Source organism: Thioalkalivibrio sp. ALE20, from assembly GCF_000381405.1.
Taxonomy (GTDB): Bacteria; Pseudomonadota; Gammaproteobacteria; order Ectothiorhodospirales; family Ectothiorhodospiraceae; genus Thioalkalivibrio.
The window spans coordinates 46604-58650 of sequence record NZ_KB906480.1 but is presented as its reverse complement, the minus strand read 5'-3'; the positions used below and the strand labels follow the sequence as shown (position 1 = coordinate 58650).

Sequence of the window (12047 nt, the reverse complement as noted above, 5' to 3'; positions counted from 1 at the left end):
CCACCCCCGCACGCGCGAGGGTGAAGAACAGTCCATTGCGAGAAGGCATTAACCACTCCGTGGTTCAGTCCAGGGTCAGGGCGTAGTTTGTCGGAAAACCCTCCCGTATGTGTTGTTGCTGGTCAAGGTGCATGAGTCACAAAAGAAGTGGGGGGGAGGATCTCGGGGGCAGAGGTGGGGGAGGTTGCTTCGGGGTGAGTTCCGATGTCTTTGGGTCCGCCCCCTGCCTGTGGGATACTCCCGCACCTAACCGCCCGAGCATTATCCATTCCGGAGGCAAACCGTGGACGAGAATCGCAAGAAGGCCCTGACGGCCGCGCTGGGTCAGATCGAGAAACAGTTCGGCAAGGGTGCCGTGATGCGCATGGGGGACCGCCAGGCGGTGGATGTGCCCTCGATCTCCACCGGTTCGCTGGCGCTGGACGTGGCGCTGGGCATCGGCGGCGTGCCGCGCGGGCGCGTGGTCGAAGTCTACGGGCCGGAATCCTCGGGCAAGACGACCCTGACCCTGCAGGTGGTGGCCGAGGCGCAGAAGGCCGGCGGTACGGCGGCGTTCGTGGACGCCGAGCATGCGCTGGACCCGACCTATGCCGAGAAGTTGGGCGTGAACGTGGATGATCTGCTGGTCTCGCAGCCGGATACCGGCGAGCAGGCCCTGGAGATCGCCGACATGCTGGTGCGCTCCGGCGCGGTGGACGTGGTGATCGTCGACTCGGTGGCGGCGCTCACGCCCAAGGCCGAGATCGAGGGCGAGATGGGCGATTCGCACGTCGGTCTGCAGGCGCGCCTGATGTCGCAGGCGCTGCGCAAGCTCACGGCCAACATCAAGCGCTCGAACACGCTGGTGGTGTTCATCAACCAGATCCGCATGAAGATCGGCGTGATGTTCGGCAGCCCGGAAACCACCACCGGCGGCAACGCGCTCAAGTTCTATTCCTCGGTGCGCATGGATATCCGCCGCATCGGTGCGATCAAGAAGGGCGACGAGGTGATCGGCAACGAGACCCGCGTGAAGGTGGTGAAGAACAAGATGGCGCCGCCGTTCAAGGAGGCGCATTTCGAGATCCTGTACGGCGAGGGGATCTCGCGCGTGGGTGAGCTGATCGAGATGGGCGTGAAGGAAGGCCTGATCGACAAGGCCGGGGCCTGGTACAGCTACAACGGCGAACGTATCGGGCAGGGCAAAGAGAATGCCCGGCAGTTCCTGAAGGACAACCCGGACAAGGCCGAGGAGCTCGAACGCAACCTGCGCGAGCGTTATCTGCCGTCGGCCGGCGGCAAGGGTGCGGACGACGCCGAGGCCGCGGTCGAGGATGCCGAAAGCCCGTCGTAAGGGCGGGGCGCCGGTCGACCCGGCCGATCCCGAGGCGGCCCTGGAGGCCGGGCTCAAGCTCCTGGTGCGGCGCGAACACGCTGCACCGGAGCTCGCGCGCAAGCTGGCGGAGCGCGGCTTCGAGCGGGACGCGGTGGATGCCGCACTGGAGCGTGCGCGCGAACTGGACTACCTCAACGAGACCCGTTACGCCGAGTCCATGGCGCGCCACCGGGTCGGGCAGGGCTATGGCGAGCAGCGCATCCGCGCCGAGCTCGCGCACAACGGGATCGATGGCGACACCGTGAGCCTCGCCATCGAGGCGCTGGAGGTCGACTGGGTCGAACAGGCCCGCGGCCAGCTCGAACGGCATTTCCGTCAACCCCCCGAGGCCCGCGAGGACGAAGCGCGCATGCTGCGCCACCTGGCCGGTCGCGGTTTCCCCGGCGATGTCGCCCGGCGGGCCCTTGCAGCGTGGAAGGACGATCCCTGACGGATTGCCACGGCCCCTTCGGGGCCTCGCAATGACAGGTTTCCGGGCTTGTCGGGGCCGGTTGGGTTCCCGCCATTGTGAGTGGTTCCCGTCATTGCGAGGAGCGACGCGACGAAGCAATCTCCGGACGTGGCTCGCGTTTGGGTTCCGGACGGTGCCGGCGGATTGCCACGGGTCCTTCGGACCCTCGCAATGACGGTGTCGATGTCGGGCGGATCCGCGCGCGGACCGTTGCCGGAATGAATGGCCGAAAAGGAGTCTCGGCCGCCAGGTATCAATCTCCAGTCGCCCAGGGAGGGAGCGATGAAACAGCCCTGTGTCTACATCATGAGCAACCGCCGTGGCGGGACCCTTTACGTAGGTGTGACCAGCAATCTGGTGCAGCGGGTCTGGCAACACCGGTCAGGGACGGTGTCCGGATTCACCAGCCGCTATGGTCTGCATCGGCTGGTCTGGTTCGAGAGCTGCGAGGAAATGGCCTCCGCGATCGAGCGCGAAAAGCAGCTGAAGGCGGGGCCACGCCGCAGGAAAGTGGCTTTGATCGAACAGGTGAATCCGGAGTGGCGGGATCTGTTTGACGATATTGTGGGTTGAAGGCGGTGGGGGCGTTGCCGATTGCCACGGCCCCTTCGGGGCCTCGCAATGACGTTGTTGGGTACCGTTGCTGATTCGGCACGATGACGTGTTCCCCGCACCGCCGTTGCGACGTGTTCCCCGTCCCGCCGTTGCGACGTGTTCCCCGTCCCGCCGTTGCGATGTGTTCCCTGTCCCGTCATTGCGAGTCGCGCAGCGACGAAGCAATCGGCTTGGGCGGGCCCCCTCCGGGCACCGGGCGAACCTTCCGCGATTGCTACGGCCCCTTCGGGGCCCCGCAATGACGGCGTCCTTTCCCGTTATGGGCGACTTGCGATGACGGTGGTGATATCCGGTCCGGGCTGCCCGGGATGACGGGGTCTTTCGGGTCCGGAGTGCTTGCGGTGACGTCGCCCTGGCGTGTCGCGGGCTTCTCCCGATGACCATGAACGGGTCCCGTCGGAATGTCCGGTTCGCTGCCCCATCGGCCAGGGGGCTGGCCTTCTGCAGCATGGCCCGAGGCCGCAGGCGGCAATACGCGGGTCCGGGGCGAGCGTGATACGATTCCGCTTTTGACCCCATACCCGACCGGACACGCATGAAGAGCGCCGAAATACGCCGGAGTTTCCTCGATTTCTTTGCGCAGCACGACCATACCGTGGTGCCGTCCAGCCCGTTGGTGCCTGCCAACGATCCCACCCTGCTGTTCACCAACGCGGGGATGGTCCAGTTCAAGGATGTGTTCCTCGGCCGCGAGAAGCGCCCGTACAGCCGCGCGGCGACCAGCCAGCGCTGCGTGCGCGCCGGCGGCAAGCACAACGATCTGGAGAACGTGGGCTACACCGCCCGGCACCACACGTTCTTCGAGATGCTGGGCAACTTCTCGTTCGGGGACTATTTCAAGCGCGATGCGATCCACTACGCCTGGGATTTCCTTACCGACGTGCTGGGCCTGCCCCCCGAGCGGCTGTGGGTCACGGTCTACGAGACCGATGACGACGCCTACAACGTCTGGGCCAACGAGATCAAGGTCCCGGCCGAACGCATCATTCGCATCGGCGACGATCCGGACGGTGGCTCGGACAACTTCTGGCAGATGGGCGACACCGGGCCCTGCGGTCCCTGCACCGAGATCTTCTATGACCACGGTCCGGAAGTGGCGGGCGGACCGCCCGGTTCGCCGGATGAAGATGGCGATCGTTACATCGAGGTCTGGAACCTGGTGTTCATGCAGTACGACCGCGACGCGGACGGCACGCTGAATCCGCTGCCCAGTCCGTCGGTGGATACCGGCATGGGGCTGGAGCGCCTGTCGGCCGTGCTGCAGGGCGTGCATTCCAACTACGAGATCGACCTGTTCCAGGATCTCATCGCCGCGGCGCGGCGGGTGACCGGGGCGCAGGAAGCCGATTCCGCCTCGCTGCGCGTGATCGCCGACCATATCCGGTCGATCGCGTTCCTGATTACCGATGGCGTGCTGCCCTCCAACGAGGGGCGCGGCTACGTGTTGCGGCGCATCATCCGGCGCGCGGCGCGTCATGGCTTCCAGATCGGCTCCGAGGATGCGTTCCTCTACCGCCTGGTGCGCCCGCTGATCGACACCATGGGCGAGGCCTATCCCGAGCTGGTCAAGGCCGGCGAGCAGGTGGAGAAGGTCCTGGAGAAGGAGGAGCGCAAGTTCCTCGAAACCCTCGACCACGGCATGAAGATCCTGGAAGAGGACCTGAAGGATCTCGAGGGACGGGTGATCCCGGGCGAGACCATCTTCCTGCTCTATGACACCTACGGCTTCCCGGTGGACCTGACCGGCGACATCGCGCGCGAACGTGGCCTGGAACTGGACATGGCCGGTTTCGAGGCGGAGATGGAGAAGCAGCGCGAGCGGGCGCGCGCCGCCTCCCGCTTCAGCATGGATACCGGCAACCTGCCGGGGCTGGAAGACCACACGACCGAGTTCTGCGGCTATGAATACCTGGAGGGCGAGGGCCGCGTGCTGGCGCTGTTCCGCGAGGGCGAGGCCGTGGATCGCCTGGAGGTCGGCGAAGAGGGCATCGTGGTGCTCGACCGCACGCCGTTCTACGCCGAGTCCGGCGGCCAGGTGGGCGACATCGGCACCCTGTCGGGCTCCGGCGTCCGCTTCCAGGTGCAGGACACCCGCAAACAGGCCGCGGCGCATCTGCACGTGGGTCAGGTCCGCGCCGGTACCCTGGAGGTCGGCCAGACCCTGTCCGGCTCGGTGGAGGGGCCGCGGCGCGAGGCCATCAAGCGCCATCATTCGGCCACGCATCTGCTGCACAAGGCCCTGCGCGACCAGCTGGGCGACCACGTGCTACAAAAGGGCTCGCTGGTGGACTCCGAGCGCCTGCGGTTCGACTTCACCCACATGGAGCCGCTGACGGCCAAGCAGCTGAAATCGATCGAGGATCAGGTCAACGCCGAGATCCTGGCGAACGAGGCCACCGACACCCGCATCATGGACATCGACTCGGCCATGGAGTCGGGTGCCGTGGCCCTGTTCGGCGAAAAATACGGTGACGAGGTGCGGGTGCTGAAGATCGGTTCCTCGGTGGAGCTGTGCGGTGGCACCCACGTGGAGCGCACCGGCGACATCGGGCCGTTCCGGATTACGGTCGAAGGCGGGGTCGCCGCCGGCATCCGGCGCGTCGAGGCGGTGGCCGGCGAGGTGGCCCTGCGCTGGATGGATCAGCAGCTGGGGCATCTGGATGCGGTGGCGGACCGCCTGCGGGCCGGCCGCGCCGACGCCCCGGACAAGGTGCGTCAGCTGCAGGAGCGCAATCGCGAGCTGGAGAAGGAGATCGAGCGCCTGAAGGGTAAGCTCGCCAGCCAGGCCGGTGACGACCTCTCCAGCCGTGCGGTGGAGGTCGACGGCCTGAAGGTGCTGGCGGCCCCGGTGGAGGGCGTGGAGCCTAAGGCCCTGCGCGACATGGTCGATCAGCTCAAGCAGAAGCTCGGCCGTGCCGTGGTGGTGCTGGGCACCGCCACCGAGGAAGGCAAGGTCTCGCTGGTGGCCGGGGTCACCAAGGAGGAGACCGGCCGTATCCGTGCCGGCGATGTCGTCGGGCGCGTGGCCGCTCAGGTCGACGGCAAGGGCGGTGGCCGGCCGGACATGGCCATGGCCGGCGGGCAGAGCCCCGAGAAACTCGAGGCGGCGCTGGCCTCGGTGGAGGACACCGTTCGCGAATTGCTGGGCTGACCAAATTCCGGATTGGAAGGGCGGGTTTGCTTTGGATGCATCCCGATTTCGTGTTTAATGCGCCGCCTTCGGGCCGGACAGGGATTCTGCAATGGCGTTGCTGGTACTGAAATTTGGCGGCACCTCGGTCGGGACGACCGAACGCATCCGGGCGGTGGCCGAACGCGCGTTGCATCTGCGCGAGGAGGGCCATCAGCTGGTGATCGTGGTGTCCGCGATGAGCGGCGAGACCGATCGCCTGCTGGGGCTGGCCAACGAGCTCAACCCGCGGGTCGACGGGCGCGAGCTGGATGTCCTGCTGTCCACCGGGGAGCAGGTCACCATCGCCCTGCTGGCGATGGCACTGGAGGCCAAGGGTTGCCCGGCGCGCTCCTATACCGGTGCTCAGGTGACCATCCTCACCGACAGCGCCTACAACAAGGCGCGGATCCGCAGTATCGACGATGCCCGCGTGCGTGACGATCTGGAGGCCGGGCGCATCGTGGTCGTGGCCGGCTTCCAGGGCGTGGACGAGGACGGGGCGATCACGACCCTGGGGCGTGGCGGCTCCGACACCACCGCCGTCGCGCTGGCCGCGGCCCTGAAAGCCGATGAATGTCGCATCTACACCGACGTGGACGGGGTTTACACCACCGATCCGCGACTGGTTCCCCAGGCCCGGCGCCTCGAACGAGTGACCTTCGAGGAGATGCTGGAGATGGCGAGCCTCGGTTCGAAGGTGCTACAGATCCGGGCAGTGGAATTTGCGGGCAAGTATAACGTCCCCTTACGTGTCCTTTCGTCGTTTGGCGAGGGACCCGGGACACTCATCACCACGGAGGAGGATGCAGCGGTGGAACAGGCGCTGGTCGCGGGAATCGCGTTCAATCAGAACGAGGCGCAGCTGACGGTGGGCGGCGTGCCGGACCAGCCCGGGGTCGCGCATCGCATCCTCGGGCCGGTGGCGGATGCCAACATCGAGGTGGACATGATCGTGCAGAACGTCGGCGAGGACGGCCGCACGACCGATTTCACCTTCACCGTGCATCGCAACGACTACGAGAAGGCGCTGGAACTGCTGCAGGGGGCAGCGGACGAACTGGGCGCCCGCGAGGTCTCGGGCGATGTCCACATCGTCAAGATCTCGGTCGTGGGTGTCGGCATGCGGTCGCATGCGGGTATTGCCAGCCGGATGTTCGAGGCCCTGTCGCGGGAAAACATCAACATCCGGATGATCTCGACGTCGGAGATCAAGATCTCGGTGGTCGTGGACGAAAAATACCTCGAACTGGCGGTGCGTGCGCTGCACGATGCCTTTGAACTCGAAGAGGAGCCAGCCGGTCTACCAAAGGGGCAGGGGTGACGACTCAATCAACGGATTCCGGGCGACCGACCTCGTCCGACACAGGTACTGTGGAGAAAAGCATGCTCATACTGACGCGTCGGGTGGGGGAGACCCTCATGATCGGCGATGACGTCTCCGTCACCGTTCTGGGTGTGAAGGGCAACCAGGTCCGGATCGGCATCAATGCGCCCCCGGACGTGGCGGTTCATCGCGAAGAGATCTTTCAGCGGATTCAGGACGAAGATTCGGAACACGGCTCCGGCGACAATCGCGGGAACGAGTGACGTCCGACGCTGCGATCTCCGCGTGGCCCGAATGAAGTTAAAATCATCAATTCGGGGCCGCGCGGGCTTTCATTCCGCAGCGTGAATCCGTATCCTCTGCACCGCAGTCACGGAGAGTTGGCCGAGTGGTTGAAGGCGCTCCCCTGCTAAGGGAGTATGGGTCAAAAGCCCATCGAGGGTTCGAATCCCTCACTCTCCGCCAAAACGCAAAAGGCCCGCACGGCAAGTGATGCTCGTGCGGGCCTTTTTTGTGGGCACGCAAGCCGGGGTCGGTCAGTTCATCGCGCGGCGGCGTTCCTCACGCTGATAGAACAGCAGGGCGACGTTGATGGCACGTTCCAGGCGGGCCGACATCTCGATGATCGCGCAGCCAGCATACGAATGGCCTTCGCGAGTGGAAGGGCGCGAGTTGGCCAGTTTGACGGCGCCGGAGACCCTTTCCTGCACGTCCGGGAGCAGCAGGTTGGTGAATTCCAGGCGGCTGCCATAGGGGATCTCCTGCAGCACTTCATTCGGCAGTTCCACGCACATGCCTTCGGCCGAAAGGTCCACCACCGATCCCTCGATCGGTTCTTCGTGCATCTCGCCCTGGATCTGCAGGGTCGGGCGGTTGCTCAGGGGGATATGAACGCGGAAGGTCTCGCGACGCTGCAGGTATTGCAGTTCGGCGGGATACGGACACTCGTAGAGGTCTCCCGGCGATTCGCTCACGATCTGGCGGACCTCGGTGGTAAACCGCACGGCCACGCCGCGCAGGGTCGCGAAGACGCGCAGGGACTGGCCGGGCCGGATCCGCTGGTGGAGGGAAGGGGGTTGCAGCTGGTCGAGGTAGAGACGTCGTGCGTCGGCATCCAGACGGATCAGCGCCGAGGTGTGCAGCGGGCCGCTTTCTTCCAGGCGGATACTGACCAGCGTCAGGCCGTGGTCCAGGTCGCGCAGTATCTGGCCGATGCGTTCCGGGGTGTCGACGGTATAGTCGTTGTCATCCATGAGGGCACGTCGCGTCCGAAGTGGGTTCGCGCATCATACACCCTGTGACGGAGTTCACGCCTTTCCGGCCCAACTCGGGCTCAGGCGCGGGTGATGGTCTGGCCGGTGGTACGGCGATGACGGGCCTTGCCGTAGGGGTCGTAGGTCGTGGCCGGTCCGTTGTCTTCGCCACGCAGGATCTGCATGGACATCTGCACCCGGCGCTGATTGCGTTCGATCAGCCGGGCGTTGCCCTGGTTGAGTTCGTTGCAGCGTTCGATCGTCGCCCGCAGCGCCTGCCAGCGGTCGTTGAGGTGCTCTCCTCCCTCCAGACGCGCGAACAGCCGCGCTACCCCTTCCGGGGTGAACTCGGCACCGCGGGCTTCGATCCATTGCTGCTGTTTGCGGGTTTCGGTTTCCAGTGCCTGCAGCAGTTCCTGCTTGCGCTGGACCGCGGCCTGCAGCCGATCCGGTTCGCGTGACTCAATGGCCCGGGTTTCCTCCAGCAGGATATCCTCCAGCCGTTGTCCGAGACGGATGGATTCCTCCAGGGAAGGACGGATTCCGGTTTCGTCGGTCACCACCGGATCACCGCAGCAGGCCTTCGATTTCCATCATGCGATCGGCCAGCTCTTCGTTGTCGATCGGGTAGTTCCCCTGAGCGATCGCCTCGCGGATCTCGGCCACCTTCGCCTCGTTGAACGGTGCGGCCTCGCTGGCTTCGCCGCTGCCGTTCATGGCCTGGGCGGCGCCGGTCAGGGTGACGGCGTCGCCGCTGGCGGCATCGCCATTGCCGGCGCGATCCACCCCGTTACCGCCGGTGCGGGCGTCGTCGTCACGGCCGCGGACCCCGCCGTTCTGGCTGTCGGGGCGCAGGCCATTGATGTTGGGGCCTTTGATATCCATGACTTTGTCCTGTCGTTTGACTGGTCTGGCTCGTGTATCGGCCGGAATGCCCGAAACTGTAGGGTCGGTTGCGGGATTTCCGTCACATTTTACTACAGGGCGACGCGAACCGTGCCCGATGGCTGGACCTCGCCCTCGATCTCGCGTCCGGAGGAGGTGTTGCGCACGCGGATCCAGTCGCCGGCCGTGGCGTCTTCCAGGGCTTCGCCCTGCATGCGGATAGTGACGCTGCCGCTGCTGGCGAGGATGGTAACGCGCTGGCCGCGCTGGATCACCTGACGTTCCTTAACGTGCTGCTGGCCGATGACCTGGCCCTGGCGAATCGCGCGGCGGGTCTGCAGACCGACCACCTCGGATGCGTCCTCGAAATAATGGCTGGCCTGGCGCGACGTCTCGATGCGCTCCATGCGCAGATCGCCCGGCCCCAGGGTCTGCTGGCGCGACAGATTGCGGCGGGCCACCACCACCTCGGCGTGGCGTTCCACGGTGGCCGGAACGTACACCGACCAGGTCACCGGCCCGGGACAGCGGATGTTGACCGCGGTATTGCCCCTCGGGCGGCCGCCGGGCGGCAGCGAGGCCTCCAGGGGTTCTTCGCAGCGCTTGAGGCGCAGGCGGTCGTCGACATGACCGAGTTGCACCTCCACATCGTCGCCGTTGTGGTCCCCCAGCTGCTGGTGCAGGAACCGTTCCGCGCTGTCACGAATGTTCTGCACCGGCTCGATCTCCGCTTGCGCGGTCGGGGCGAGGAGCGCGAGCATCAGAAGAAGCGCACCCCCGCTGCGGCCCGGGCTGCGGTACGGGAGCAAAGCCTGTAACTTGAAAAGGTGCATGTCCGGTCACCGTTGACCCTGTGTCTTCGTGACGGAATACATGCAGATTCTGTGCCATGGCATCCGGCGCCTGTCCTGCGCGTCCGATGCGTGGTTCAAGCTCCCGCCGGCGCGGCCGTTAGCAGGGAGAACAACCCAGGGGGCGAGAACCGTGAGTCAGTTTATTGACGACGTGAACCAGCGCACGCAGATGGTCGGGCAGAACCGGATGGAGCTTCTGCTGTTCTATCTGGGCGGCACGCAGACCTTCGGGATCAACGTGTTCAAGGTGCGCGAGGTGGTTCCGCTGCCGCAGTTGCGCCAGATTCCCGGGTCCGCCGGGGTGGTGCGGGGGGTCACCACCCTGCGCGACAAGACCGTGCCGATCATCGATCTGGCGCGGGCGATGGGCATGCAGTCGACGCGGGCCGGGGCGGACGGCCAGCAGAAGGTCGTGGTGACGGAGTTCAATCGCTCGGTGCAGGGCTTCATGGTATCGGCGGTGGATCGCATCGTGAACGTCAACTGGGACCAGGTGAAGTCGCCGCCGCGCGGCACGGGGCGCGAGTCGTTTCTGGTGGCGGTCACCGAACTCGACAACAAGCTGGTGGAGATCATCGACGTGGAGCGCGTGCTGTCGCTGGTCAATCCGTTGCCCACCGAGGTGTCGGAAAGCGTGCGTTCCGCAGTGGCCGAGCAGACACCCGAGCGTCGGGAAATCGTCATCGCCGACGACTCGGTGGTGGCTCGCCGCCAGATCGAAAGCGCCATCCAGGGGCTCGAGTGGCCCTACGTGCTGTGCAAGGACGGGCGTGAAGCCCTGGATTACCTGGAGGAGAAAGCCGCCGAGGGTCCGATCCACGACACGGTCGAGCTGGTGATCTCGGATATCGAAATGCCGCGCATGGATGGTTACACCCTGACGGCAAAGATCCGCGAGAACGAGGGCCTGCGACCGCTGCGGGTGCTGCTGCATTCCTCGCTCAGCGGCGAATTCAATACCGACATGGTGCGTCGGGCCGGTGCGGATGCGTTCCTCTCCAAGTTCAACCCGGACGAACTGGCCAGTGCGGTCCTGGAACAGATCAACAAGACCGCCTGAGATGTCGGTGGTTGCCGGGGGCGAACGGTTGCCGGCCCGGCCGGGGCGGGTGGCCGGCGCTTGCCGCCCCTTTGCAGGCTGCGGACTTCCGCAAGGTTGCCTCGAAGCCCTATACTGTGGCGGCATGGAATCATCGAACCGAACAACCAGCGGACGGCGGACGGGCCCGGCACGCGTCAAGGCGGAGATGTGTGCGTGATCGATTCCCGTGACTACGAAGAATTCGCGCGCTTTCTCTCCGAGTGCTGTGGCCTGGTGCTGGGGGACAGCCGCCAGTACCTGGTGTCCAGCCGGCTGTCCCGCCTGCTGGATGAATTTGGCTACAAGGACGTGCCGGAACTGCTGCACGCGCTGCGCAAGGCGCCCAGCCCGAAGCTGCGCACGCGCGTCATCGATGCGATGACCACCAACGAAACCTCCTGGTTTCGCGACGGTTTTCCGTTCGAGATCCTGCGCCACGTGATCCTCCCGGAGCTGGCGTCCACTCGGTCGTCGATCAAGGTCTGGTCGGCCGGGTGTTCTAGTGGCCAGGAGCCCTACAGTATCTCGATGGTGGTCTCGGAATGGGAGGCCTCGCGCCCGCGCCGGGTGGTGCCCGTCAGCATTCTCGGCACGGACCTGTCCGAGGGCGTGCTGGAAGACGCCCGCAAGGGAGTCTATGACGGTCTGAGCATCGTGCGCGGGCTGAGCGAGTCGCGGCGGTCCCGGTTCTTCCAGACCGTGCCCGAGGGGCACAAGATCATCCCCGAGGTGCAGCGCCGCTGCCGGTTCCAGAAACTCAATCTGGTCGACAGCTACGCGGCGCTGGGCAAGTTCGACATCGTGTTCTGCCGTAACGTCCTGATCTATTTCTCCGCCGAGACCAAGCGTCAGGTCCTTGACGGTATTGCGAAGCAGCTCAACCCCGGTGGCTATCTGTTTCTTGGCGCTTCCGAGACGGTCGGGCCCTACAGCAAGGCGTACGAAACCGTGCGCACCGAGTACGGCTCGGTCCTGCGGCTGAAGGGCTGAACCCCTCCACGCCGGGCCTGCAACGGGCCCGGCGCTCGTTCCCTGCG

The 12047-nt window shown here is 65.6% G+C and carries 12 protein-coding genes and 1 tRNA gene; 9 read left to right on the top strand and 4 right to left on the bottom strand.

The window, feature by feature from the left end:
• Nucleotides 1-283 precede the first annotated feature (283 nt).
• The 7 genes from recA to F790_RS0112120 all read left to right on the top strand — a co-directional run bounded on the left by recA (nucleotide 284) and on the right by F790_RS0112120 (nucleotide 7402).
• Nucleotides 284-1333 carry a recombinase RecA gene (gene recA / locus F790_RS0112150; RefSeq protein ID WP_019022264.1) on the top strand — a complete coding sequence of 350 codons (1050 nt, stop codon included), beginning with the start codon at nucleotides 284-286 and terminating at the stop codon, nucleotides 1331-1333.
• On the top strand, nucleotides 1314-1805 hold the full coding sequence (locus F790_RS0112145; protein WP_019590337.1) for a regulatory protein RecX: 492 nt from the start codon (nucleotides 1314-1316) through the stop codon (nucleotides 1803-1805). The genes recA and F790_RS0112145 overlap by 20 nt, the downstream gene beginning before the upstream one ends.
• A gap of 303 nt (nucleotides 1806-2108) precedes the next feature.
• Nucleotides 2109-2399: a GIY-YIG nuclease family protein gene (locus tag F790_RS0112140; protein WP_018871233.1), complete on the top strand. Its 291-nt coding sequence runs from the start codon at nucleotides 2109-2111 to the stop codon at nucleotides 2397-2399.
• 577 nt (nucleotides 2400-2976) lie between these two features.
• Nucleotides 2977-5592: an alanine--tRNA ligase gene (gene alaS / locus F790_RS0112135; RefSeq protein WP_019591821.1), complete on the top strand. Its 2616-nt coding sequence runs from the start codon at nucleotides 2977-2979 to the stop codon at nucleotides 5590-5592.
• 91 nt (nucleotides 5593-5683) lie between these two features.
• Nucleotides 5684-6934, top strand: a complete 1251-nt coding sequence (locus tag F790_RS0112130; protein ID WP_019591820.1) for an aspartate kinase — start codon at nucleotides 5684-5686, stop codon at nucleotides 6932-6934.
• 62 nt (nucleotides 6935-6996) lie between these two features.
• On the top strand, nucleotides 6997-7200 hold the full coding sequence (csrA, locus tag F790_RS0112125; RefSeq protein WP_019022261.1) for a carbon storage regulator CsrA: 204 nt from the start codon (nucleotides 6997-6999) through the stop codon (nucleotides 7198-7200).
• Nucleotides 7201-7311: 111 nt separating this feature from the next.
• Nucleotides 7312-7402, top strand: a tRNA-Ser gene (locus F790_RS0112120).
• A gap of 71 nt (nucleotides 7403-7473) precedes the next feature.
• On the opposite strand, the gene F790_RS0112115 is transcribed toward F790_RS0112120, so the two are convergent.
• The 4 genes from F790_RS0112115 to flgA all read right to left on the bottom strand — a co-directional run bounded on the left by F790_RS0112115 (nucleotide 7474) and on the right by flgA (nucleotide 9836).
• Complete coding sequence (locus tag F790_RS0112115; protein ID WP_019591819.1) at nucleotides 7474-8190, bottom strand: flagellar brake protein; 717 nt, start codon at nucleotides 8188-8190, stop codon at nucleotides 7474-7476.
• Nucleotides 8191-8270: 80 nt separating this feature from the next.
• A complete protein-coding gene (locus F790_RS0112110; RefSeq protein WP_018945704.1) occupies nucleotides 8271-8753 on the bottom strand; it encodes a flagella synthesis protein FlgN in 483 nt (160 codons plus the stop codon).
• Nucleotides 8754-8757: 4 nt separating this feature from the next.
• Complete coding sequence (gene flgM / locus F790_RS0112105) at nucleotides 8758-9075, bottom strand: flagellar biosynthesis anti-sigma factor FlgM (RefSeq protein WP_018871227.1); 318 nt, start codon at nucleotides 9073-9075, stop codon at nucleotides 8758-8760.
• A gap of 92 nt (nucleotides 9076-9167) precedes the next feature.
• Nucleotides 9168-9836 carry a flagellar basal body P-ring formation chaperone FlgA gene (gene flgA / locus F790_RS0112100; protein WP_019591818.1) on the bottom strand — a complete coding sequence of 223 codons (669 nt, stop codon included), beginning with the start codon at nucleotides 9834-9836 and terminating at the stop codon, nucleotides 9168-9170.
• A gap of 223 nt (nucleotides 9837-10059) precedes the next feature.
• Here flgA and F790_RS0112095 point away from each other — a divergent pair, with 223 nt between their 5' ends.
• Nucleotides 10060-10989 (top strand): chemotaxis protein, encoded by a 930-nt coding sequence (locus F790_RS0112095; RefSeq protein WP_019591817.1) that lies wholly within the window; start codon nucleotides 10060-10062, stop codon nucleotides 10987-10989.
• A 195-nt stretch (nucleotides 10990-11184) separates the two neighbouring features.
• Nucleotides 11185-12000 (top strand): protein-glutamate O-methyltransferase CheR, encoded by an 816-nt coding sequence (locus F790_RS0112090; RefSeq protein WP_019022256.1) that lies wholly within the window; start codon nucleotides 11185-11187, stop codon nucleotides 11998-12000.
• Nucleotides 12001-12047: the final 47 nt, after the last annotated feature.